General features: G+C 51.2%; 17 protein-coding genes. 13 read left to right on the plus strand and 4 right to left on the minus strand.

Features of this window, described 5'->3' with window-relative positions:
- Nucleotides 1–5 precede the first annotated feature (5 nt).
- Both BM030_RS17205 and floA read right to left on the minus strand, forming a co-directional pair.
- Nucleotides 6–539 carry a KdsC family phosphatase gene (locus BM030_RS17205; protein WP_090974849.1) on the minus strand — a complete coding sequence of 178 codons (534 nt, stop codon included), beginning with the start codon at nucleotides 537–539 and terminating at the stop codon, nucleotides 6–8.
- 186 nt (nucleotides 540–725) lie between these two features.
- Nucleotides 726–1,715 carry a flotillin-like protein FloA gene (floA, locus tag BM030_RS17210; protein ID WP_090974850.1) on the minus strand — a complete coding sequence of 330 codons (990 nt, stop codon included), beginning with the start codon at nucleotides 1,713–1,715 and terminating at the stop codon, nucleotides 726–728.
- Between the two features lie 90 nt (nucleotides 1,716–1,805).
- On the opposite strand from floA, the gene BM030_RS17215 reads away from it, so the two are divergent.
- From BM030_RS17215 to BM030_RS17255, 9 genes are all read left to right on the plus strand, one after another.
- A complete protein-coding gene (locus BM030_RS17215) occupies nucleotides 1,806–2,834 on the plus strand; it encodes a hypothetical protein (protein ID WP_090974851.1) in 1,029 nt (342 codons plus the stop codon).
- 169 nt (nucleotides 2,835–3,003) lie between these two features.
- The gene (locus BM030_RS17220; protein WP_090974852.1) at nucleotides 3,004–4,170 is read left to right on the plus strand and encodes a hypothetical protein; all 1,167 of its coding nucleotides are present in this window, start codon (nucleotides 3,004–3,006) and stop codon (nucleotides 4,168–4,170) included.
- 16 nt (nucleotides 4,171–4,186) lie between these two features.
- Nucleotides 4,187–7,552, plus strand: coding sequence for a response regulator (locus BM030_RS17225; protein WP_170845802.1), 3,366 nt, complete (start codon nucleotides 4,187–4,189; stop codon nucleotides 7,550–7,552).
- A gap of 13 nt (nucleotides 7,553–7,565) precedes the next feature.
- Nucleotides 7,566–8,378 carry a CheR family methyltransferase gene (locus BM030_RS17230; RefSeq protein ID WP_090974854.1) on the plus strand — a complete coding sequence of 271 codons (813 nt, stop codon included), beginning with the start codon at nucleotides 7,566–7,568 and terminating at the stop codon, nucleotides 8,376–8,378.
- Complete coding sequence (locus BM030_RS17235) at nucleotides 8,371–9,003, plus strand: chemotaxis protein CheB (protein WP_170845803.1); 633 nt, start codon at nucleotides 8,371–8,373, stop codon at nucleotides 9,001–9,003. The genes BM030_RS17230 and BM030_RS17235 overlap by 8 nt, the downstream gene beginning before the upstream one ends.
- Nucleotides 8,991–10,598, plus strand: coding sequence for a response regulator (locus BM030_RS17240; protein WP_090974856.1), 1,608 nt, complete (start codon nucleotides 8,991–8,993; stop codon nucleotides 10,596–10,598). Before BM030_RS17235 ends, BM030_RS17240 begins: the two co-directional genes overlap by 13 nt.
- A 139-nt stretch (nucleotides 10,599–10,737) precedes the next feature.
- Nucleotides 10,738–11,268, plus strand: a complete 531-nt coding sequence (locus tag BM030_RS17245; RefSeq protein WP_090974857.1) for a plastocyanin/azurin family copper-binding protein — start codon at nucleotides 10,738–10,740, stop codon at nucleotides 11,266–11,268.
- 118 nt (nucleotides 11,269–11,386) lie between these two features.
- Nucleotides 11,387–12,793, plus strand: coding sequence for a dihydrolipoyl dehydrogenase (gene lpdA, locus BM030_RS17250; RefSeq protein ID WP_090974858.1), 1,407 nt, complete (start codon nucleotides 11,387–11,389; stop codon nucleotides 12,791–12,793).
- Nucleotides 12,794–12,904: 111 nt separating this feature from the next.
- A complete protein-coding gene (locus BM030_RS17255; RefSeq protein WP_090974859.1) occupies nucleotides 12,905–13,294 on the plus strand; it encodes an acyl-CoA thioesterase in 390 nt (129 codons plus the stop codon).
- 1 nt (nucleotide 13,295) lies between these two features.
- Here the strand turns inward: BM030_RS17255 and BM030_RS17260 are convergent, their stop codons facing one another.
- Complete coding sequence (locus BM030_RS17260) at nucleotides 13,296–13,598, minus strand: DUF3817 domain-containing protein (RefSeq protein ID WP_244519034.1); 303 nt, start codon at nucleotides 13,596–13,598, stop codon at nucleotides 13,296–13,298.
- A gap of 323 nt (nucleotides 13,599–13,921) precedes the next feature.
- Here BM030_RS17260 and lpdA (BM030_RS17265) point away from each other — a divergent pair, with 323 nt between their 5' ends.
- Nucleotides 13,922–15,310, plus strand: coding sequence for a dihydrolipoyl dehydrogenase (lpdA, locus tag BM030_RS17265; protein ID WP_090974860.1), 1,389 nt, complete (start codon nucleotides 13,922–13,924; stop codon nucleotides 15,308–15,310).
- 171 nt (nucleotides 15,311–15,481) lie between these two features.
- Nucleotides 15,482–16,570: a ParM/StbA family protein gene (locus BM030_RS17270; RefSeq protein WP_090974861.1), complete on the plus strand. Its 1,089-nt coding sequence runs from the start codon at nucleotides 15,482–15,484 to the stop codon at nucleotides 16,568–16,570.
- A gap of 19 nt (nucleotides 16,571–16,589) precedes the next feature.
- Here the strand turns inward: BM030_RS17270 and BM030_RS17275 are convergent, their stop codons facing one another.
- Nucleotides 16,590–17,600 (minus strand): LacI family DNA-binding transcriptional regulator, encoded by a 1,011-nt coding sequence (locus tag BM030_RS17275; RefSeq protein ID WP_090974862.1) that lies wholly within the window; start codon nucleotides 17,598–17,600, stop codon nucleotides 16,590–16,592.
- A gap of 239 nt (nucleotides 17,601–17,839) precedes the next feature.
- On the opposite strand from BM030_RS17275, the gene BM030_RS17280 reads away from it, so the two are divergent.
- Both BM030_RS17280 and tamL read left to right on the plus strand, forming a co-directional pair.
- Nucleotides 17,840–23,134: a translocation/assembly module TamB domain-containing protein gene (locus BM030_RS17280; RefSeq protein ID WP_090974863.1), complete on the plus strand. Its 5,295-nt coding sequence runs from the start codon at nucleotides 17,840–17,842 to the stop codon at nucleotides 23,132–23,134.
- A complete protein-coding gene (gene tamL, locus BM030_RS17285; protein ID WP_244519035.1) occupies nucleotides 23,082–25,430 on the plus strand; it encodes a translocation and assembly module lipoprotein TamL in 2,349 nt (782 codons plus the stop codon). The genes BM030_RS17280 and tamL overlap by 53 nt, the downstream gene beginning before the upstream one ends.
- Nucleotides 25,431–25,441: the final 11 nt, after the last annotated feature.

Genomic DNA, 25,441 nt, shown 5'->3' on the forward strand with positions numbered 1-25,441 from the left:
TCTACTTACGCGTTCTTTGCCGACAGCCGACCAGGATGTTCGTCTCCATTCCAGGTACCCTGAAGCCGCATCACTTTTTCGATGACATCGCGCAAGGCCCCGTTTCCGCCGCTGCAGAACGACACGTACGCCGCCGCGGCTTTGACATCTTCCACAGCATCTGCCGGGCAGGTGGCGAGGCCAGCTGATTGGAGGCGCGCCAAATCCGGAACGTCGTAGCCCATATACAAGACATCGGCGGCATCCAGTCCAACTTGCGACAGCCATTCGTAGCAAGCCGCGGCATTGCCGTCCGCACCGGCGTGCAAAAAGCTGACCCCTATTCCTTTCAACCATTCCGGCGCTGATGCTGACGCATCCTGCGTGACCGCCGCGAGGGGGTATCCCTTATTTACCGCCAGCTGCATCGCGTAGCAATCTTTGACATGGAAAGACCGCAACGCCCCCCCGGTAGCTCCAAACTGCACAACGCCGCCGGTCAGCACGCCGTCGGCGGCAAACATAAACCCCTTAACGCGCTTGAATTTATCGAATATCATGCAATGAAGGTTCTTTTGACAATTTCTTAACAGAAGCTTTATCCACAGCTGCAGAAATGATATTATTTTTGCAGTGTAAAAATTAAACCCCGGATAATTCCGGGATTCAAAAAATGTCTTTTCATAATTTAGGTTTATAATTGGTTAGTAACAAACCCCGGTGCCCATCACCGGGGTTTTGTTTTGTTAATTTTTATCTCCCTTACTGGGGCTGCTGCCGGGTTTGGCAATGGAACCCCGCATATCGGTATCTGCCTGGATGTTTTGCATACGGTAGTAATCCATAACGCCGAGATTACCGTTCCGGAACGCTTCAGCCATCGCCAAAGGCACCTGCGCCTCTGCTTCGATAACTTTCGCACGGGCTTCCTGCGCTTTGGCGCGCATTTCTTGCTCCTGGGCAACGGCCATGGCCCGGCGTTCCTCTGCCCGCGCATTGGCCACCTTCAGGTCGGCCTCGGCTTGGTCCTCTTGCAATTTGGCCCCTACGTTTTCACCGATATTGACATCGGCAATGTCTATGGACAAAATCTCGAACGCTGTACCGCTGTCCAATCCCTTGGATAGCACTGTTTTGGAAATCCGATCCGGGCTCTCCAGCACCTCTTTATGGTTTGCAGAAGAACCGATAGTGGAAACAATGCCCTCCCCTACACGGGCCAGAATGGTTTCCTCACCGGCACCGCCCACCAATTGGTTGATATTGGCCCGCACCGTTACCCGCGCGCTCGCAATAAGCTGGATGCCGTCTTTGGCTACAGCTGCCACCGGCGGTGTATTGATCACCCGCGGATTGACGGATAGCTGCACCGCGTCAAACACATCCCGGCCCGCCAGGTCGATGGCCGTTGCCAGTTTGAAGTCTAACGGAATGTTCGCTTTATCGGCAGAAATGAGGGCCTTGATAACGTTGTTCACGTTTCCCCCCGCCAAAAAATGGGTTTCGATATCGTTCGATGTGATGTTCAGGCCGGCTTTAGTGGACGTAATCATCGCGTTGGTAACCAATGCCGGCGGAACTTTCCGCAAACGCATCAGCAGTAAATTCAGCAGGTTGATTCGAACACCGGATAGTTGCGCGGTAAACCAAAGATTTACAGGAAGTAGATAAAGCAAAATAAAAAAGGCTACGATAGCGCCTACAATAATCAAAATCGGGGTGAAACTCGGATCCATAGATTGTTAATTAAGTTTACTGTTGTTCATGGCTTAAAGGTATGATTTTTTTGTTATAATCACTACTTTTGGCCGCGGATTTATAGTGACATGTACAGACCAAAGTCAGGCATTGCCCTTCTGTTTACCATCGCGTGCTGCTTTGCGACTACGTCGGCCGCATGGGCGCAGCTTTTGGAATGGAATGTTAACCTTCACGGATTTGCAGACAACCGGGAATTTGCCAAATCCGGGAATTTCTCGCAAACTATTTTTGGGCTCCGCTTTTCTCCCGAAGCGGGCCTGCTGGTTGACAGTACGCACCGGTTCAGGGTGGGTGTCAATTTCATTCAGGAATTCGGTGCCCGCCAGAACGATCGGCAGTTCGAACCGGTAGTGTATTACAATTACCAACGGCGCGGTTTCCGGTTTTACATGGGCATGTTCCCACGGTTCGGGCTGCTGGACGATTATCCCCGTGCAATATTAAACGACACCTTACTGTATTATCGCCCCAATGTAGAGGGCATGTTGCTGCGTTACACCGGAAAATCGGTGCAGCAGCAGGTCTGGATAGACTGGACAAGCCGCCAAACGGCGATGGATCGCGAACAGTTCCTCGTGGGATTATCCGGCAAAGTAAACGTTGCTTCTTTTTATTTCTCTCATTATGCGATGATGTGGCACAACGCAAAAGCTGCTCAAGGCAACGAAGAACAAGCCATCCGCGATAACGGCGCGGTCATGGCCTCTGTGGGCTACAGCGCTTCCCAGGCAACGGGCTTACTGGATTCCGTAGACATCAATGCCGGAGGCATTCTGGCCTTCGACCGCTTGCGGGGGCACTATGACTTCCGGTTCCCGAAGGGGTTTATCGCCAACGCCTATCTGGCCCGCCGGCGCTTCTTCGTACAACATACCTTTTATGCGGGGGAGCCATTAGACATCCCCTACGGCGATCGGTTCTACATGGCGCCGCTATACAACCGGTTGGGATTAGGGTGGATTCCCATCCGGCACCGGCGGCTCGAGGGGCGGTTTATAGCCACCTTCCACTTTACCCGCGGCGCCATAGACAACCAGCAGCAATTTCTGCTCCGGTATATCATTGGCCGCAAGCATCCCGTAAAGGGATTCTGATGCTGTATACACGATGATTTTTTTGCATAAACCGACCTAAACCCATATTTTTAACGCGACCGGGCATTTTATATTAGCTTAATTGAATGAAACCTGCATAAATTGCCATAGACAAAAAGGATGAATAATTTATGCAAACTTCATCGCCGCTAAAAAGCAAGTTATTCTGATGAAAATTATACCTGTACTCGACGCGAATACCGAACGGTTATTTTTAACCATGCCATTACCATTGTACCGCCATGATCCAAATTACATCAGGCCACTTGACCGGGATGTCCTGGCGGTATTCAACCCTGATAAAAACCCGCGCTTCCAGCATGGCGAATGCGCCCGCTGGCTGCTTATGGATCCTTCTGGCTCCCCTATCGGGCGCATTGCGGCCTTCCATGAGCGGAAAGTAGAGGAAGATGGCGAACTACCCGTCGGCGGATGCGGATTTTTCGAATGCATAGATGATCAGGAAGCAGCCAACATACTGTTTGATACCGCGAAAGCGTGGCTCGCTGAACGTGGATTGACAGCGATGGACGGCCCCATCAATTTCGGCAACCGGGAGCGCTGGTGGGGGCTGCTCGTGGACGGGTTTCACCCTCCCTGCTATTGCTGCAATTACAATCCGCCTTATTATCAGCGCCTTTTTGAAAATTACGGTTTTCAGGTATATTTCAAGCAATACACCTACCGCCGGGAAATAGCGACCAAACTGTCCAGCAGAGTTGGCGAAAAGGCCATGCATACCTTACAGGGTGCAGGTTACACGTTCAGTCATGTCGACCACCGCCGATTGGACAAGGCAGCGGAAGATTTCCGTATCGTCTATAATGATGCGTGGGCGAAGTACAACTGGGCAAGCCCCATAAGCCCCGAAAATGCCCGTCAGTTGATGCGAAGCCTGAAAGCCATAATCGATCCGAAAATCATCTGGTTTGCCTACCACGAAGGCCGTCCCATAGGCTTTTGGGTGAGTATTCCCGATGTAAACCAGCTTATCGTCAAATACGTGAACGGGGAGCTAACCCTGGCCGGTAAACTCCGTTTTCTCTGGAACCGGTGGCGGAAAAACTGCAAGACCATGTTCGGCATCATTTTCGGCGTAGTGCCCGAACACCAACGCAAAGGTGTCGAATCTGCCATGGTTATGGCAGCCGCTAAGGTGCTGCAGGATCGCAGCGAAGTGCGCTATGAAGATCTGCAGATGAACTGGATCGGTGATTTCAACCCGAAGATGATGAACGTTGCCCGGTATGTTGGCGGCACTATTTACAAAACCCACCATACCTACCGCTATCTTTTTGACCGTTCCAGACCGTTTGAACGGCATCCTATCCTTTAATGTCAGCGAGGCGCATATGAAAAAACTGAAGTTCAGGAGGCAGGTGTTTTCCGGATTTATTGTCTCCATCGTCTTGATTGTTTCAACGGCCATTTTCTGCTACGAACGCTTCAACGATGCCACCCGGCACACCGCGACCTGGATGCAGCATAGTGTGGCAGCCATTGCAGCCATCGATAGCATAGACAGGCAAAACGACCGCATCGACATGAATCTGTTGGCTTATATGGCTGACGGCGACTCCAGTCACCTAAAAGGCATCAAGAACCGGCAGTTTAAGGTGAGCCTTCAACTCGGCATTCTGCAGGAACACCTTGAAGAACTCGGCTTTGGCCCCTCCGTTATTGCTGAAGCGCGCGCACTGCTCGAAAACCAGGGGCCTACGCAGCAAACCGACGACATACAGCTTACCAGCCAATACATCACCCAGCGGCTCACCCGGCTCAAGCACCAGCTTCTGGAGGGGCAGCAAGCTACCCTGGCAACGCAACACCGCAACATTGCCCGCACCAAAAACATTGCCGTTGCCGGATTAGCGCTGGCAGTCGGCTTTCTGCTGGCCATTGCGGGATATATCCTCAAGACCTTTAACGCACAAGCCAGGGCTGAACGCCTTGTCCGCAAGGCCCACGCCGACCTGAGCAGGATCAGCCAAGAAAAAGAAGCCGAAAACCAAACGCTTAAAGGGTTAGCCGCCCTAGACCACCAAACCCGAGGCGGCCTTAGCGAAGGAGAAATCGCGACCAATGCAATCCAATCGGTTTGCCAGCACCTCAACGCAAAAATCGGGATCATTTACCTCCGCAGTACGGTCGACGAAAACGTCTTTCTATGCCGGGGCACGTATGCCGCTACCGGAAATATCCCCGCTAAGATCATGAAGGGTAACGGCCTGATCGGTGAATGCATCGCCTCAGGGAAACAGCAGGTTATGGAAGACATTCCAGACAACTACCTTACCGTAACTTCCGCGCTGGGCGGTGACAAGCCACGGGCCATTGTAATGCAGCCCCTCCGCTACGAAGACGATGTGCTCGGCGTGATGGAAGTTGGCTTTTTCCGTAAACCGGACGGCGCGGTCACGCATTTTCTATCCCGTGCAGGAGGCATGCTGGCCGTTGCATTGAAAGTAGCCCGAACACATGCCGCATTGGCTCAGCTTTACGAAGAAACCCAGCAGCAGGCCGAAGAGCTGGAAGCCCAGCAGGAAGAGTTGCGCACCACCAATGAAGAACTGATGCAAAAGACACAGCTTCTGGAAGCGTCTGAAGAAGAACTGCGGGTGCAGCAGGAGGAACTCAGGCAGGCCAACCTGGAACTTGAAGAAAAAGCCAGATTGCTAAAAGAGCATAACTTATCTATCGAGCAGGCCCGGCAGTCCATTGTCATGAAAGCGAACGAACTGGAGCAATCCGGCAGATATAAGTCAGAGTTCCTCGCCAATATGAGCCACGAGTTGCGCACCCCCCTCAATAGCATCCTCATACTCGCCAAATTGCTGGAAGACAATAAAACGGGAAATTTGTTGCCCGATCAGGTTAAATATGCATCGGTCATCCACCATGCCGGAACCGATCTGCTCAACCTTATCAACAATGTGCTCGACTTAGCCAAGATAGAGTCCGGCCATGTTGAATTGACCCTTGAATCCGTCGAACTGTCCGGCATTTCGCAGGATATGCTTGAGCTGTTCAATAGCGTTGCCGAAAGTAAATCCCTCTGTTTCCGGGTAACCATCGAAGAAGGTACGCCCGCGGCGATTATCACCGATGAGCAGCGCCTGCGGCAGGTGTTGAAAAACCTGCTGTCCAACGCGTTCAAATTTACCGGAGAGGGTCATGTGGAACTGATAATAGGCCCTGCCGGGCCGGACACGATCGCCTTTTCCGTAACCGACACGGGTGTCGGCATTCCCGAAGAAAAACAAACATTGATTTTCGATGCTTTCAAACAAGCCGATGGTTCCACCAACCGGAAGTTCGGCGGCACAGGGCTGGGGTTATCGATATGCCGGGAACTGGCTTCTATGCTCGGCGGGACGATTGAAGTAGTCAGCGAAGAAGGCAAGGGCAGCACCTTTACCTTCCTGTTGCCATTAAGCCCGGCCGCGCAGGGGGCACCGATATCGGCGGCGGAAAAAGAAAGCCGTGTGAATGAGCTTCCTCCTGCAATTGCACGGCCCGACCAAACAAGCTCAAAACAGCTACTGATCATCGAAGATGACCAGCATTTCGCAGAAATACTCGAAGGGTATGCCCGCGAACGCGGGTTTAACACGCTGGTAGCCCATCAGGGAGATACCGGTTTGCAGCTGGCATTTGAACATGTACCGGATGCCATCATCCTTGACATCATGCTGCCGGTGATGGATGGATGGACCGTACTGAAAAAGCTGAGGAACAATCCCGATACCAAAGACATACCCGTGCATTTGATGTCGGCTACCCGCCCTGCCCCACAGGAAATCGAAAAAGTGGCCGTAGGCTTCCTCAAAAAGCCTGTAGACAAACAGTCGCTTGAAGATACCTTCAGCCAATTGCACAAGATGACCAACACGTTATTGAAGAAAGTATTACTTATCGAAGACCATAAAATCCAGAGCGACCACCTAAAAAAGGGACTAATCGAGATTGGTGTACACGTAACGCAAGCATTCACAAGTGCGGAAGTCACCCGTTTACTGGAATCGGGGGCGCAGTTCGACGCCTTCATTTTAGACATCAACCTGCCTGATAAATGCGGCCTGGACCTCCTTGATGAGATCAAAAGTAATCCGCGGTATGCCGAGACACCCGTCATCATCAACACAGCCACGCAACTCGACCCCGAAATGACGGCACGCATACAGCACCATACCCAAACAATGGTCGTAAAGTCTGATAAATCAAACAGCCGTGTCCTTGACGAAGTAAACCTGTTTATTCATAAAGTCAAAAATACCAGGCCATCCGCCCGCCTTTTGCACGGGCAGGATTTAACGGAACAGAAGGAATTGAGGTTAGACGCCACGCTGGAGGGCAAGCGCATTCTACTGGCAGACGATGATATGCGCAATGTATTTGCGCTTAGCACTGTATTTGCTTCACATAATCTTCAGGTAGAAGTTGCCTGCAATGGCAGGGAGGCACTGGACATGCTTGAGAAATACCCGGAGATTGATTTGGTACTTATGGACGTCATGATGCCGGAGATGGACGGCTACGAGGCGATCCAGAAAATAAGGAGCACGAAGCGGTTTGCCAAGCTGCCCATTATCGCGGTTACGGCAAAGTCCATGCTGGGCGACCGGCAGCGAGTACTGGAAGCCGGTGCCAACGACTACATTGCCAAGCCGGTGGATGTGAACAGGCTGCTGTCGCTGATACGGGTTTGGCTAAGTTAATACGCAATCGGTGATGAGCATATCGTTTGAAAGCCTTGAAGAACTCATTGAACTGATCAACCGCATCCACGGATTTGACCTGAGCGGATATTCCCGTGCATCGTTGAAACGGCGTATTTCACGTATTATGGATCTATACCAGCTTGATGTCTCCGGCGTCAAAGACAACCTTATCAATACCCCTGGCTTTTTCAACAACCTGCTCATGGAGGTGACGGTCAACGTCACCGAAATGTTCCGCGATCCGGCTTTCTACAAAGTATTACGGGAAGAGGTATTCCCCTATTTGGCTACATTTCCGCATATCAAGGTATGGAGTGCCGGCTGCTCCACCGGCGAAGAAGTGTATTCATTGGCTATCCTTCTGAAGAAACAAGGCTTATACGACCGTTCATTCATCTATGGCACGGATATCAATGCCAATGTATTGAAGAAAGCCAAACAAGGCATCATCGACCTTAAAAAGATGAAGGAGTATTCAGACAACTACCTGCAGACCGGATCCGGCGATTCGCTCTCTGAATACTACACGGCGAGATACGATGCGGCCATCATACACCACCATCTCCGCCGGAACGTGCTGTTTGCCATGCATAACCTCGTGTCTGACGGAATTTTCAACGAATTTCAATTGATTACCTGCCGGAACGTACTCATTTATTTCAACAAACAATTGCAAGATCATGTGTTCAATTTGCTGCATGGCAGCTTAAGCCTTTTCGGCTTCCTGTGCCTCGGCTCGAAAGAAACGCTGCGAACCGAAAACCTTAGGGAAAAATTCAGGTTGATCAATAAGAAACACAATATTTATCAAAAAATTGCTTAATTTAAGCTCCCATATCGTAAAGAAGCTCAGTCGTGCCGAAGTGCTGTTGCTGGCATGTTCTGCGGGTGGTTTCAAGATTTTATTTGACATCCTGAAAACACTGCCCGGTGATCTACCTGTGGGCGTCCTGGTTATTATCCACCGGAACGCCAAATACGAGACGAATATCGAAGCAAGCATGAAAGAGAAATGCCGTATTGCGATAAAGGTTGCCGAAGAAAAAGAACCCATTGAAGCTGCTACCGTATACTTTGCCCCGGCAGGGTATCATTTACTCGTGGAGCCCGATCGCAGTCTTTCATTGGACATCTCCGAACCGGTGAATTTCTGCAGGCCTTCCATTGATGTCACCATGCAATGTACGGCAGAAGTGTACGGCGCCGGCACGGCAGCGATATTGTTATCCGGCGCCAATCAAGACGGTGCCCTTGGCATGCAGGCCATCCGGAGCGCCGGCGGGCTATGCATTGTGCAGCGCCCCGAGGAGGCCGAAATCAGCACCATGCCCAAAGCCGCAGTGGCCCTCGGCGCGGCCGACCTTATCCTCGGCAACGGCGAACTCATCGAATTCGCCCAGCAATTGAACAACTACCTGACAAGCGGATCGCATCCATGGAAAAACTGAAGCTGATTATCGTAGACGATAAAGAGGAAAACGTACTGAGCTTAAAAGCCCTGCTGGCCGACATCGACAATCTCGAAATCTGGGGCAGCACATCGCCCAATGAAGCGTTACGCTACTGCTGGAACCAGGATGTGTCCATTGCCCTGGTGGATGTGCAGATGCCTGAGATCAACGGCTTCGAATTTGTCTCGCTGCTGCAAAGCAATCCGAAAACCTGGCAGATCATGGTTATCATGGTGACCGCGATTTCCAAGGAAGACAAATTCTTACTGAAAGGACTGCATAGCGGCGCTGTTGACTACCTCTATAAACCGCTGAATCCGGACATTACCGTTGCGAAAGTGAAGTCCTTTATGCAGCAGGTATACATCCAGCGCGAACTGAAACGGAAAAACGACGAGCTGGAACGTTCCCACAGCGAGTTAGTCAGGGCAAAACGGGAAGCAGACCTCGCCCGGAAATCGAAAGAGAACTTTTTGGCGAACATGAGCCATGAGATACGCACGCCAATCAACGGTATCGTAGGCATTACGACCATGCTCCGCAGCTCGCCACTGAACGAAGAACAAACCGAATGGCTGGACCGGCTCGAAAACGCTTCACAGCAACTGCTGCTTATCATCAACGACATCCTGGACCTATCAAAGATAGACTCGGGCAAGATGCGCCTGGACTACGCCAAGACGTCGCTACCCCGCATCCTTCAGGAACTTCAAAATCTCTTTGTCTACAAAGCAGAGCAAAAGGGCATCACCTTTACCATCGAGCATGACCCACATTTGCCGAAGTACATTCTGGCAGATTCCCTCCGGTTAACCCAAATATTGAGCAACCTGATTTCGAACGGCATCAAATTCACTGAAAAAGGCGGCGTCACCTTAACGATCAAGTTGCTTAAACGGGCGAAGCAGCGGGTATATATCCAGTTTTCAGTCAAGGATACGGGCATCGGCATCAGCAGCAATGCCATTGATAAAATTTTCCAGTCGTTCGAACAGGGTGAAGAGGGCATTACCAAGCGTTTTGGCGGCACCGGCCTGGGCTTAGCCATTGTGAAGCGGCTGGTAAACCTCCATCAAGGGCAGATCCATGCCAGCAGTGAAATGGGCAAAGGCAGCGAGTTTGTATTCCAGTGCTGGTTTGATGAGGAAGACACGGAGGCCAGCCCGATGTCGGAAAAGAAGCCCTATACGGGTATGGCCCCATTAAAGGATATCCGAGTTCTCCTTGCAGAAGACAATGAGTTGAACAGCTTCATGGTAACGCACATGCTTCATACGTGGGGAGTCGCGGTGGATGCGGTCAAAAATGGAAAGGAAGCGCTGGAAAAACTTGAACATACCGTATACAACCTTATCCTCATGGATGCGCACATGCCCGTGATGAGCGGGTTCGACGCCATCCGCAGCATCCGCAATGATCATCGGAAGCATATACGCGAATTGCCGGTTATCTCGATTTCAGCGTCGGTCTTACACCGCGAACAGCAGGAAGCCTATGCCGCAGGCGCCGATGCCGTGGTGGGCAAACCCTTTGATCCGTCTTCGCTTTATAAGCTGATTAAGACGCTTACCGAGACGAAAAGCCACGGCTAAATAACACTAAAATTACAATTTGATGATAAATGCACTTTTGTTCCTTTCTAAATTCAGCTACCTTTGAGGCACAAACAAACGGAGTTCTTTACTGTTAAGTATAGTTAAGTATACCTGATAATTAGATTTTTAAAACGTAATGAAACAATTATTTGTAGTTCCGGTGATTGCAGGCACCCTGTTTATTGCCGCCTGTGGCGGTAACCAAACCAAACAAGACACAGCTGACACGACCGAAACAACCGGCCAGCAAGCCCCTGCGTTGGACATACCGGGCCTGGATACTGTTGCCGTGAGCAATGAGCTCGTTCTGGAAGGCAATGACCTGATGAAGTTTGACAAGACTCTTTTGCGGGTAAAAGCAGGACAACCTGTGAAACTCACACTGAAAAACGTGGGCGAAATGCCTAAGGAATCCATGGGACACAACGTGGTCATCCTGCAGCCGGGTACCGATCTACCCGCGTTCGGCGGTGAAGCCATCAAGGCGGTTGACACCGAATACATTCCGGCAACCTTTGCATCGTCTATCGTGGCCCATACCAAACTGCTGGGTCCGGGTGAAACGGATGTGATTGAATTTACCCTGGAAGAAAAAGGTGTATATCCTTATGTTTGCAGTTTTCCGGGGCACTACGGTGTAATGAACGGCAAAATCGTAGCTGAATAATCAGCAGCCGCACGATATCAAGAAGGACAGCCGATCGGCTGTCTTTTTTTATGAATAGCCTTTCCGTCCAAGCGGATTTATCCGTACATTTGAAGCACGAACTGACAATATTTAACACATGCAATACGACGTAATCGTAATCGGTAGCGGGCCAGGCGGATATGTGGGCGCCATCCGTTGCGCACAACTGGGCCTGAAAACAGCCATCGTTGAAAAGTACAAAACTTTTGGGGGCACCTGCCTTAATGTGGGATGCATTCCCTCCAAGGCATTGCTGGACTCGTCTGAACATTACCACAATGCAGCCGTTCACTTCGGCACACATGGCATCAACCTGAGCAATCTGAGCATTGACATGAAGCAGTTGATGGCCCGCAAGGATGATGTCATCGCCCAGAACGTGGCCGGCATTGAATTCCTGTTCAAAAAAAATAAAATCGACAGCTTCACCGGTGTTGGTTCTTTTATTGATAAGAACACGATAAAAATCACCAATGAAGATGGCAAAACCGAACAGATTACCGGAAAAAACGTTATCATCGCCACGGGCTCGAAGCCCACGGCATTGCCGTTCCTGCCGGTAGACAAGAAACGCATCATTACGTCCACAGAGGCCCTGGAGCTGAAGGAGGTGCCCAACCACCTGATCGTTATCGGCGGCGGTGTTATCGGACTGGAACTGGGGTCGGTATATGCGCGCCTGGGTGCCAAGGTGTCTGTGGTGGAATATGAAAAATCGATCATCCCGACGATGGACGCGGCGCTGGGCAAAGAACTGCAACGGGTATTGAAAAAATCCCTTGGCATGGAATTCTTCCTCGGCCATAAGGTAACAGGTGCAACGGTTAAAGGCAAGAAAGTGACGGTAACGGCCGAAAATGCAAAAGGGGAAGCTGTCAAATGGGAAGGCGACTACTGCATCGTGGCCGTTGGCCGTACCGCATATACCGAAGGCCTGGGGCTGGAAAATATCGGCATAACGCCTGAAGAACGTGGCAAAAAAATACCGGTAAACGAACACCTGGAAACGCCCGTGTCCGGTGTATATGCCATTGGGGATGTTATTAAGGGCGCCATGCTTGCGCATAAAGCGGAAGATGAAGGCGTTTTCGTAGCCGAACGGATAGCCGGGCAAAAGCCACATATCGATTATAACCTTATCCCCGGTGTGGTATACACCTGGCCTGAAGTGGCCAGTGTGGGGAAAACCGAAGAACAGTTGAAATCAGAGGGACGGAAATACAAGACCGGATCATTCCCCTTCAAAGCCAGCGGCCGTGCCAAAGCCAGCGGTGACACCGACGGCTTCGTCAAGGTTCTGGCCGACGCCGCCACCGATGAGTTGCTTGGTGTACACATGATCGGCCCCCGTGCCGCAGATATGATTGCCGAGGCCGCCGTGGCCATGGAATACCGGGCATCTGCCGAAGATATCGCCCGGATATGCCACGCCCACCCGACGTTTACCGAGGCGTTCAAGGAAGCAGCGCTGGCCGCTACGGCCAACCGGGCCATACACATGTAGCCGGTATCCTGCCGTCCCCCCTGTTGTGAGGAGGGACGGCAGTTTTAAACCTCTCTATAAACCGTGTTATGCAGTGAAAAAGAACGATAAACTTTACTGATAATACGAACGATGAATTTCCACACACGCAAATGGGTCAAACCCGAAGACCTCAACCCCAACGGCACCCTCTTTGGCGGCACGTTGCTCCGCTGGATCGATGAAGAAGCTGTTATCTATGCTATCGTGCAGTTGGGCAACCCCCACGTTGTTACCAAGTTTATTTCGGAAATCAACTTTGTGAGTTCTGCCAAACAAGGCGACATCATTGAACTGGGCATCACCGCCACGCATTTTGGCCGCACCTCCATTACGCTTACCTGTCAGGTGCGCAATAAGATTACGCGGAGAAGCATCCTGACCATCGATAAGCTGGTATTTGTTAACCTCGATGAGCATGGCAACCCGACACCGCACGGCAAAACGGAAATCACTTACGCGTATGCGGGTAACCGGCCATAGGCTATTGCTCCCTGCGAAGTTGTTTTTCCACAAAAAAGGGAGCGAAAGGAATAAGTGACGCCACGAAAAACAGTACGACCCGGCGGAACTTCCATTTATACCTGTCTGCACACATCCACAGCAGGTATACATAGGCGATAAACAAAAGCCCGTGTGCCCAGCCGACATACGTTACCCCCAACACTGCCCACTCATAATCGGTGGTACGTTTCAACACCGAGAAGGCGACAAGCACCACCATGGAAATCCCCTCTATCAGGGCTACATTGCAAAATTGCTTCAATGTTCGTTTCGTATTGCTCATGATTACGGATTTGCGGACCAAAATAGGCAAATAAGGACACAATGGATATCGGCAACCAAGGGTTTGACTGAAATGTGACGTGATTTCAGCGGATGTGGACGCGCATCACGTGCGCCAGGCGTAGAACCAAGCCCCCCTGTGAAGCACCCTTCATTGCTGATGAAGAACAAATTTAATCCCGATGAAAATTTTATGTAAGTTTGTAGCCGCTGCATTTGCGGCTTGGCAAAACAATGTGCGAAAGGCACAACGGCGCGGCTTCATGCAAGCAGGCGCGAATTCACAAAAGGAGAATTATTTACTACGAATGAAATAATACGTTTATGAATTACGACATCATTGTAATCGGGAGCGGACCAGGCGGCTATGTTGCGGCTATCAGGGCTTCCCAGCTCGGTTTTAAAACCGCCATCGTGGAACGGGAATCCCTGGGCGGCATCTGCTTAAACTGGGGATGCATTCCCACCAAAGCGTTGCTGAAGAGCGCCCAGGTCTTCGAATACCTCAACCATGCCGAAGATTATGGTATCAAAGTAAACGGTGGTGAAGCCGATTTCGGCGCCATCATCAAACGCAGCCGCGGCGTGGCCGAGGGCATGAGCAAGGGCATCCAGTTCTTGATGAAAAAGAATAAGATTGACGTGATCATGGGCACCGCCAAAATCAAGAAAGGCGGAAAAGTGGAAGTGAAGGATGCTGAAGGAGCTACGAAGGAATATACTGCCAAACACACGATACTGGCTACAGGCGCACGCTCACGTGAACTGCCCAGCCTGAAGCAAGACGGTAAACGCATTATCGGCTACCGCCAAGCGATGAGCCTGGAAAAACAACCCGAATCACTTGTGGTGGTCGGATCAGGCGCCATCGGTGTAGAGTTTGCATATTTTTACAACGCCATAGGTACCAAAGTGACCATCGTTGAATACCTGGATCGCATTGTTCCCGTGGAAGATGAAGAAATATCCAAACAATTGGAGCGCAGCCTTAAAAAGGCCGGCATCACCATCCTTACCGGTGCCGAAGTACAATCCGTGGACACTTCAGGAAAGCTGAACAAAGTACAGATCAAAACGGCCAAAGGGACTGAAACCATCGAAGCCGAAACGGTATTATCCGCTGTGGGCATCACGCCGAACATCGAAAACATCGGACTGGAGGAAGTAGGCGTCAAGACAGACAAAGGCCGCGTGGTGGTAGACGATTTCTACCGGACCAATATTCAGGGTGTATACGCCATCGGTGATATCGTGAAAGGACAGGCACTTGCCCATGTCGCTTCTGCTGAAGGCATCACCTGCGTGGAAAAAATCAAGGGCCTGGAAGTTTCCCCGATTGACTACAACAACATCCCGGGTTGCACATACTGCTCGCCCGAAATCGCATCCGTGGGTTACACCGAAAAAGCGGCCAAGGAAGCAGGATATGAAATAAAGGTAGGTAAATTTCCTTTTTCCGCTTCGGGCAAAGCCAGCGCCGCCGGAGCAAAAGACGGCTTTGTGAAAGTTATTTTTGACGCGAAATACGGCGAATTCCTTGGCGCGCATATGATTGGTGCCAATGTAACGGAAATGATTGCCGAAGTGGTGGTAGCACGCAAACTCGAAACCACCGGCCATGAAATCATCAAAACCGTGCATCCGCACCCAACCATGAGTGAAGCCGTCATGGAAGCTGCCGCTGACGCTTACGGCGAAGTGATTCATCTGTAAAATGATAAATAGTCTTTAAGATAGACCGCGGGCGATTGCCCGCGGTTTTTCTTTAAATCAACCACCAACCAATAAAACTTAACAAAAAAGTAATGCGTAAACCGCGCAACGAAATTTCCCTAAACCGGAACAATCCTTATATTTGCAGGGTATGACCATTCCTAAAAAGCCATGAATATAACTTTCACCAGCATTCCCAGTGTCATCGAGCGGCATGATAAGCCCATGACCCAACTCACGTCCGCACTGGACAAACGTATCCAGCTTTTCGAAGGGAGCGCAGGTTTCTTGGTTGGCGACCTCGCCCTCAGCCAAGGCGTAGCCCCCTACCGTAACATCAACAGTTCTCCGGCAGACCTTGATTACCAACTGCTGGCCAAGGCCGGCCTATTGCTGGCGTCAGGTGCCAGATCCGGCGAACTGGTGCTGACCACAGGGTTTCCCTCGGCAGTATACGAACTGTTCAAACAACAGGCCGAGAAGTTTTTCGCTGTGCGCGATGTGATGATTGAATACAACAGTGATACGCTGAATGCCGGGGGACGCAGCCGCGTGCAACTGACGATTTCGCACCTCGAAGTTATCCCGGAAATAATGGGATGCATCAACGCCATCCGCAAGGGTACCATTTCAGACGAAGGCAATTTCTTCATCGTGAGCCTGGGCTACGGAACCTGTGAAACCGCGTTGAGCACCGCAGACGGCCCCATCGCACGTACATGCGTGAGTGTACCTGGCCTGCGCCATGCCGTGAATACCCTCCATGATGAGCTGAGCGCCAATTATTACCTCTCCATGAAAAACGAGCACATGATCAATCAGAGTTTTCAGCGGGGCGATATTGTCATCGGGCGTAAACGACTGAACCTGTTGAATGCACGGAGCTCGCATCTGACAAGCTATTACAACGAAATCCTGTCTCCGGCAATGCGGAAGGCCTTTACGGACACGGATTTCGAAAAAGCAAACCGCATGTACCTGGTGGGCGGGGGTGCGCTTTACCCGGAATTGGTGAACCACTTCAAGGAGGAATTTGATGGTGTGCTTGATATCATCGTACCTGAAGGCGCAGATAACTGTGCGTCCATCGGGTACTACCTGCGTTCGGCCTTATGGTGCGGCCCGAACCACATCGAACGCGCGGTAGGGCTTGACATCGGTAACGCATACACGGTTATTTCGTCCCATGCGGCAGATAAATCCCGCGTTGAACCCAAAAAGCAGGAGTCCGAAGTAGTATCGGCTTTCCTGAGCGAGTAAGCAGGGAAAAGCCGTATGTTTATCCTTGGCTAATCAGCCGCGATTTAAACACCACGTGTACAGGCTTTGACCGCTCTTTGGCGTCGATCAACTCAAACAACAAAGATGCCGCTTTCTTTCCCTGCTCGCCGGGAAACTGTTCAATAGAGGCCATGGGCGGGTTTTCCATGTATTTCCACAACGGATAATTCGCGTAACTGATAAAATGGATATCCTGATTAAGCGCCAGCCCTTTCTGGCGCACGGCTTTCATCACATCCAGGGCTACGTAATCATTAAAGGACACCACGGCAGAAGGCCTATGGGGCAGTGAAAGCAATTGCAAGATAGCCGCCTCGTTGCCTTCCGGCGTTAAATCGGTATTGACGATATACTCGTCCTTGACCGGGATACCATGCTGATTCAGCCCCTTGATATATGCTTTCTTTCGCTCAGCACTCGCCGGAAGCAGCGCCGGCCCATTGATCAGGGCGATAGCATGATGGCCGCAGGACACGAAGACGTCAATGGCTTCCAGCATCCCCGATTCCAGATCACTTACCACCTTGTTGACATCTCCCAAATCCGGCACGCAATCAAAAAACACTATCGGGATACCTGCCCCCTCCAACAGCTCAATAAAGCGATAGTCTTGCGTGTTTTTTCCGATGGACATCAAGACACCGTCTACACGATGGGTCTTCAATGTCTGCAGAATGCGCAGTTCCCGGTCGGGGTCGTCAAGCGACTGCCCCATGATAACGGTATAGCGCTTTTCATTGGCAACGTTCTCGATTTCGCTGATAGCCGCAGAAAAAAAAGGCTCCGACAGACTGGGCAATACCACGCCCACGGTAAACGTTTTCCGTTGCTTGAAGAAAATCGCTGTTTGGTTGGGTTCGTAGTTCAGCTCGGCAGCCAGCCGCTTTACCCGCTCGGTCGTAACCAACCCGATACTCGGATGGTCGTTCAGCGCCCTGGAAACCGTAGACGGTGATAGCTTGAGCCGCCTGGCAATCTCCTTAATCGTTGCGGGTTTGCTTTCCTTCATCGGATGTTATATTAATGATCAAACATGGCTAACTCGCTTTCTTCTTTCAAGTGCCCGTTCCCCCTTGGTGCGGAGCGCCGGCTAATGGGGGCAGGCCGGAAATAAAGCGCCGCAAAGAAAGCGCAAGATAGTCAATTTATTTTGCTTTTCTGAATCTGAAAAGTTTTAAGCATCTTCGCTAAACCTTTTGGAAGGCATTTATGTTTATCGTAAAGGGATTATAACGCATACAAAACACGTTGAACAGATTCGGCCGGATAGCAATTAAAACACTCCTTTGGATCATCGGGAGCATCATCGGACTCGTGTTGCTCATTTTCGTCTTGATCCGCATTCCTGCTGTTCAAAATTATATCGTCAAACAAGTAACCACCTACCTTGAAAACAAAATAAACACACCCGTGCGTATCGGGTATGTCAGTTTGGATTTGCCGAAGATGCTCGTTCTGGAAGGTATTTATTTCGAAGATCAGTCCGGAGACACGCTGGTTGCGGGTGAAAAACTCCGCGTAGACATCAGCATGCTTAAATTGCTGCGGAACACCGTGGAAATCCAACGGATAGACCTGCAGGGTATCACCGCCAAGATAGATCGCACCCTACCAGACAGTGCCTTCAATTTCGATTACATCATCAAGGCGTTCGTAAGCGAACAGCAGGAACCCCCGCCGCCGGACAGCAGTGCTCCCCTGAAATTCAACATCGACCGGGTAAACCTTGACCGCATCCGTTTCCTTTACCACGACGAAGTCGTCGGTATGGGGGCCTCGATAAACCTTAACCATCTTGACACGCGGATTGAAACGTTTGATCTACAAGGCAATATGCGATTCAGTCTGCCGCGGATTAACTTAAATGGACTGCAAGCATCAATCCGGCAATGGGCTGTGGCGCAACCCGAAGAAGCACCCGACGCAGAAGACTTCGGCTTAACGGACACCGCCGAAACCTCATTATTGCCCGATTTGGATTTCAAGACACTCAACCTGACAGCCATAGACTTTGCCTATGCCGATGAAGCCAGCGCTACGGATATGCGGTTTAAGATAGACAAGCTGCTGGCGAGGCTAAACAAACTTGATCTCAACGGCGAGGTTGTGGATATCCGGGAGATTGACCTGGATGGATCTGATTCGCGCATCTTTTTCGGCCAGACAGCGCCACCTGCCACCCCCACCGTGGATACCATGTCCGGTGAGCCGGTCAACTGGCGTGTGCGGGCGGCCGCTATCCGGATAGCCAATACGGCTTTCGCGTATGAAGATGCCAACCAGCCGCGCATCGCCAAGGGGTTTGACTACGGCAACATCGGCATCACCGGACTGGAAGGAAAATTATCCAACCTCTATTATTCTGCCGACACCATCCGCGGCAACCTGGAGGGACTAAAAGCCAACGACCACAGCGGCTTTTCGCTAAACCGGCTGCAAGCCAACTTTGTGTATACCAACCAAGGGGCTGAATTGAAGGATCTGTATGCAGAAACGCCCCATACGCTCATCCGCGACTACATCAAGGTTTCCTACCCATCGCTGGAAACCATTACCGAACAGTTGGGCAGCATACAGGTATCCGCCGATATAAAGAGAAGCCATCTGGGCATGGAAGATGTCAGGTACTTCGTGCCTGATCTGGATACCATGGAAATCATGAAACCGCTCTGGCCGCACACATTCCATATCCACGCCGTGGTTAACGGCCGTTTAGCCGACCTCCGGATCCCTAACCTGGAATTACGCACATTGGACAGAACCCGGCTTGCCGCCCGCGCACACATCAGGGGCTTGCCCGACATGGATAAGCTGGCCATTGATCTGGACTTACAGGAGCTGGCTACCGGGAAAACAGACCTCGATCGGTTAATATCCCCCACCCTGCTTCCGGACAGCCTCAATTTTCCGGCGGACATCCGGCTTGCCGGCACGTTCAACGGCGGACTCAACGGCTTCCGTACCGACATGCAACTGAACACTTCCATGGGTAATGCCAATGTGGATGCCGATTATCGCATAAACGGCCGCGATACCATATACGACGCCCGGGTGAGCATCATGGAGGTTGATGTGGGGCAGTTGATGAAGATGGATTCCGTGCTGGGTAAGGTATCCTTTGCCGCACATGCCAAGGGCAGCGGACTGGATCCGGCAACCGCTGTGGCCGACATCGATGGTAAACTGATACGCTTGGAAGCCATGGGGTATGCATACACCGATATCGGCATGAACATTGCCGCCAAGAGCGGCGACATCACGGCCACCGTAGCAAGTGATGATCCGAACATTGACTTCAACCTGGACGGTCATGCCGACATGCGCGGCCGATACCCTAAGGTAAACGTAAACCTGATGATCGACAGTGTCAACCTTAAAAACCTGGGGCTGATGGAGGATGAACTGCGTTATCATGGCCGTTTGGTGGCTGATTTGGAAACGGCTGACATCGACTACCTGAACGGTACCGTTGACATCGTTAACTCTTCGATTGCCTTTAACGATGAACGGTTTACGCTGGATACCGTGCGGTTCCGCGCCGTGGCCCGGGACACCGCTACCTTACTGCAATTGCAATCTGAATTCTTGAATGCCCACATCGTGGGCAGTTTCAAACTCAGCGAACTCAATGCTTCCATACAGGATATCATCGACGTGTACTACCAACCGGATTCCGTAGCCCAGGTGTATACGTATTCGCCACAGCGGTTTGACTTCAGCGCCGTGTTCACCCGGTCGCGCCTTATCCGCGGATTGCTGCCCGATCTGACCGAAATGGAAGACGTTACCATAGACGGTTCGTTTAACAGTGAAGACCAGTTGCTGCTGGTTAAGGGAACCGCCCCACGCATTGTTTACGCCGGAACGACCGTGAACAACGTGGGCATCGATATCAACACATACGACAGTACCCTGTATTATAATGCGCTCATTGACAGAATCGGGATGGGGAACGTGGAATTGATCAACACGTTGCTCAGTGGCACAGTCGTCAAAAACCAACTGGATTTCGGTTTATGGATTAAAGATAAGGCCGACAAAGAGCGCTATCACCTGGGGATGGCACTTCGCGTAGACGCAGGTAATTTTCTGTTCAGCCTGCTCGAAGACGGACTTATGCTGAATTATGAGCAATGGCAAGTCCACCCCGAAAACACCATATCATTCGGCAAAGACGGTATCAGCACCCGCCAATTCGTGCTGAACAACAATGGCCAGGAAATGTCCCTGCAGTCGCGCGACTCAACGCTGAACGCCCCCATTGACTTATCATTCAAGAACTTCAGGATAGAAACCTTCAGCAAGATGCTGGAGAGCGAGCTCCTTAATATGGGCGGAGGCATTAACGGAACGGCTACCGTTTCACGGCTGGAGACATCGCCGGTATTCGTTTCTGACATCACCATTGATCGCTTTTACTTCGGTAATGACACCGTAGGCAATATTGCCCTAAAGGTAAACAATGAACGGGAGAATGTCTTTGCTGCCGACATCCGCATTACCGGCAACGGCAACGAAGTTAGCCTCGTCGGCGACTATATCAGTCCCCCCAACGAGACCGCCCAACTGGATTTTGAACTGAACCTTTCACCGCTTTCGATGCACACCCTGGAAGCGTTCAGCCTGGGCTACCTCCGCAATACCGCCGGTGCCATCAACGGCAAGCTCGACATCACCGGAACAACCAGTGCCCCACGTATCAACGGCGCGCTTGACTTTGACAACGCTTCCCTCAACGTTGCCATGCTCAATGCCACATTCAACATCGACAAGCAGCGTATCGCATTTAATGACAAGGGCCTTCGTTTCAATCAATTCCGGTTGCAAGACGGAAAAGGAAACACGGCGATACTCAGTGGCACCATAAATACGACCACGTATACCGACTTTGCTTTCGGGCTCACCCTTGTTGCGAATGATTTCCAAGTGCTCAACTCGACACAGCAAGACAACGACATGTACTACGGGCAACTGTTTGTTTCCAGCAACCTCCGCATCCGGGGTAATATGGACAGCCCCGACGTAAGCGGTACGCTGCAGGTTAACGAAGCGACCAACGTGACCTTTGTATTGCCCAACGACGATCCGGGCATGGTGGATCGCCAAGGCATCGTCCGCTTCGTCAACCGGAGTGACACGGCCCGTGCGAATGTTTTTGCCAAGGTCGACTCGCTTACCCATACCGAATTGGCAGGCATCAACCTCTCCGTAAATATAGTGACCGATAAGGAAGCGGTTTTCACGGTTGTCATCGATCCCGGCAGCGAGGATGCCCTCACCATACAAGGAGAAGCAGAACTGAACGCTGGCATGAATCCTGCCGGAGACATTACGCTTACGGGCACCTATACCGTTGAGACGGGGAATTACTCCTTCTCTTTCGGTCCGGTGAAACGGGTATTCCAGTTCAGGCAGGGCAGCACCCTCACGTGGTCCGGCGATCCGATGGATGCCCGCATGGACATCACGGCCGTATACAAGTTGAAAGCACCTACACTTGAACTGGTGCAGAACCAAATCGGCGCGGAGCAGCCGAACCTGTATAAGCAACGGGTGCCTTTTGACGTAAACCTCCACATCACCGAACAACTCTTCCAGCCGAGGTTACGTTTTGATATCGATCTGGATGAAGATAACGCGATGATATCACAAGACGTGGCGAGCAAGGTCAACACCGGACTTACCCAATTGCGCGAGAACGAGTCGGAAATGAATAAGCAGGTTTTTGCCCTAATCGTACTGGGCCGCTTCATGGCAGCCAATCCATTTGAAAGCTTATCCGGCGGCGGCGGTGCGGAAGCCATCGCACGGAACAGTGTGAGCTCTCTGCTCAGCGCCCAGCTTAACCGCCTGGCCGGCGACCTGATAAAAGGGGTGGAACTGGATTTCAACCTCCAGTCTGAAGAAGACTATACCACGGGCTCCGGACAGAACCGCACCGACCTCAATGTAGGTGTTTCCAAAATGCTGTTCGACGACAGGCTGCGGGTGACCGTCGGTTCGAACTTCGAGCTGGAAGGCAACGCCCGGCCCGGTGAACAGACCACCAATATTGCGGGCGACATTTCGGTAGATTACCAGCTTACTGAAGATGGACGGTATTTCCTGCGGGCCTACCGCAAGAACCAGTACCAAGTGACCCTGCAAGGGCAGTTTGTGGAAACGGGAGTTGGCTTTATTGTCAATATGGACTATGATGAATTCCGGGAAATTTTCCGGCGTGCCAACCGCCAGGCCGATGAATTCAACACAGACAGCCGGCGGTTCAGGCAGCGGTGGGATGTGGAACGCATGAAAACCGACAGCGTGTACCGCGACAGCGTGCGGAAAGTAATCTTGGACAGCTTGGAAACACACGATCCTGAATTCCGGAAAAGGATGCAGCAAAGGCGGCGCCAACAGGATAAGCAAGCCGATAACGTGCAAGCCGACCGCAAGGACGACCAAACACCACCTGCCGATACCGCACGGAGAAACGGTGCTGTATACTATGGACGAAAAGAAGCCAACGCCGAGGAAGAAAGGAGTACCGATGAACAATAAGCCCCGGGTCATCTATTATATCATAACAATAGCGGTCATTTTCTGTCTTACCTCCTGCAGCAACCTCAAATACCTGCCAGAAGGCGAAAACCTGTATGTCAAGGGTGAAGTTGCCATCAATACCGACACCATACCGGAACGGTACATCGAGCCGTTGACAGAAAACCTTGAAGCGTTGCTCCGCCCCAAGCCCAACACCACCATTTTGGGTATGCGGCCGCAACTTTACCTCTATAATATCGCCGGGGAGCCCAAAAGCGATAAGGGCTTCCGGAATTGGCTGAAAAACAAGGTAGGTGAACCTCCGGTATTGTTAAGCGACGTAAACCGCGAATACAATGAGAACTTACTTCGAAACCGCCTCGAAAACGTGGGGTTTTTCCAGGCTGAAGTGACATCAGACACCACCGTTGATAACCGGAAAGCTACGGTAACATACACTGCCACACCCCACATCATCTACCGGATTAAATCGGTGACTTTTGATGTGGACAGCAGTGCATTGGGCAAGGCCATCAAGTCAACGCAGCCCGGATCGCTGTTACAGGTAGGGAGGCCTTACAACCTGGACAATATCATTGCCGAAAGGGAGCGGATTGACAATGAGCTGAAAAACAAGGGATATTACTATTTCAATCCTGATCACCTCATTATCGAAGTGGATAGCACCTCAGGTAACCATCAGGTCGATCTATATCTCAAAGCAAAAGAAGAAACTCCCCAAAAGGCCCAGAAGCCCTATACCATCAACAATATTTATATCTATCCCGATTACACGCTCACCTCGGGCGGCTACCAGCGGGCCAGCCCCAAGAATGCAGAGCTTTACCGCGGACAGTACTATTTTGTCGATCCTGATCGGACGTTCCGCAGGTTTTCGCTGGCCCGGTTGATGTTTTTCCAGCCGGGCGAACTATACACCCGCGAAGACCATAACCGGACCATCAGCCAATTAGTGGGCATGGGCAATTTCCGGTTTGTGCGGAATGAGTTTGTGGATGCCGATTCCAATAAACTGGATGTGCACTATTACCTCACCCCTATGCCCAAAAAAGCGCTGCGGACGGAGCTTCTCGGCAAAACGGCGGCCGTATACTATGGCTCGGAACTCAATGTGAATTGGCAACACCGCAACGCTTTCCGGAGCGGGGAATTACTCACCTTTACCGTTTACGGTGGCTTTGAAACCCAAACCGGGGGCAATGTAAACCTCAATTCAAGTTTTTACCGCTATGGTCTGGAAGCCAGCTTGTCGTTCCCGCGGTTAATCGCCCCATTCGACTGGCAACCTACGCGAAGATACACGCCCCATACCGTCTTCAGAACGGGATATGAATTCCTAAACAGGCGGACCGCTTATAGCTTAAACTCCATGCGGTTTTCCTTTGGATATCTCTGGAAAGAAAACATTGAGAAGGAACATGATTTGAAAGTACTGGAAGTGGCTTACGTACAGCCCCGCAATATCACCGATTCTTATCAGGCCATGTTAGATACCATACCGCCCCTGCGGCATGCCATTGAACCCACGTTTACTTTTGGTCCGATCTATAATTTTACGTATACGAACACCATGCGTACTGAGCGCAAACATACCGTATATTTCAGGGGCGGATTGGACCTTTCCGCCAACCTATACGGTATAATTCGCGGAGCCAACGCGCGGGAGGGTCGGCAATACCAAATTTTCAACGCCAATTTTTCCCAGTACATCAAATTGGATTTGGATTTCAGGCATTACATGAAGCTAACCCAAAACGCCACGCTTGCCTCTCGCGCCATGGCCGGGTTCGGTTATTCGTATGGCAATTCAACCATACTGCCGTATGTAAAGCAATTTTTCATGGGTGGCCCCAATGGTTTGCGGGCTTTCCGGGCCAGGACGTTAGGCCCCGGCTCCTATACTCCCGAATTCTATGGAGAAGATAACTTTTTTGCTGATCAGACCGGCGATATTAAGCTGGAATTCAACACCGAATACCGCGCCAAGCTGGCCAGTATCGTCCATTGGGCGCTGTTTGTTGATGCAGGGAACATTTGGTTGCAAAATCCCGACCCCAATAAACCTGGTGCACAATTCAGCCGCAACTTCATCAGGGAAATCGCAGTAGGTGCTGGCGCAGGCCTGCGGTTCGACCTTTCGTTTTTGGTGTTACGTACGGATTTGGCCATGCCATTGCGAATCCCCTATCGTCCGGCAGGAGAACGTTGGGTATTCGATGAAATCAATTTCCGGGATTCTGACTGGCGCCGGCGCAACCTCGTGTTCAGCTTGGCTATCGGATATCCGTTTTAATTTATTAACTT

The sequence above is a fragment of the Parapedobacter composti genome (genome assembly GCF_900112315.1).
GTDB classification, from domain to species: domain Bacteria; phylum Bacteroidota; class Bacteroidia; order Sphingobacteriales; family Sphingobacteriaceae; genus Parapedobacter; species Parapedobacter composti.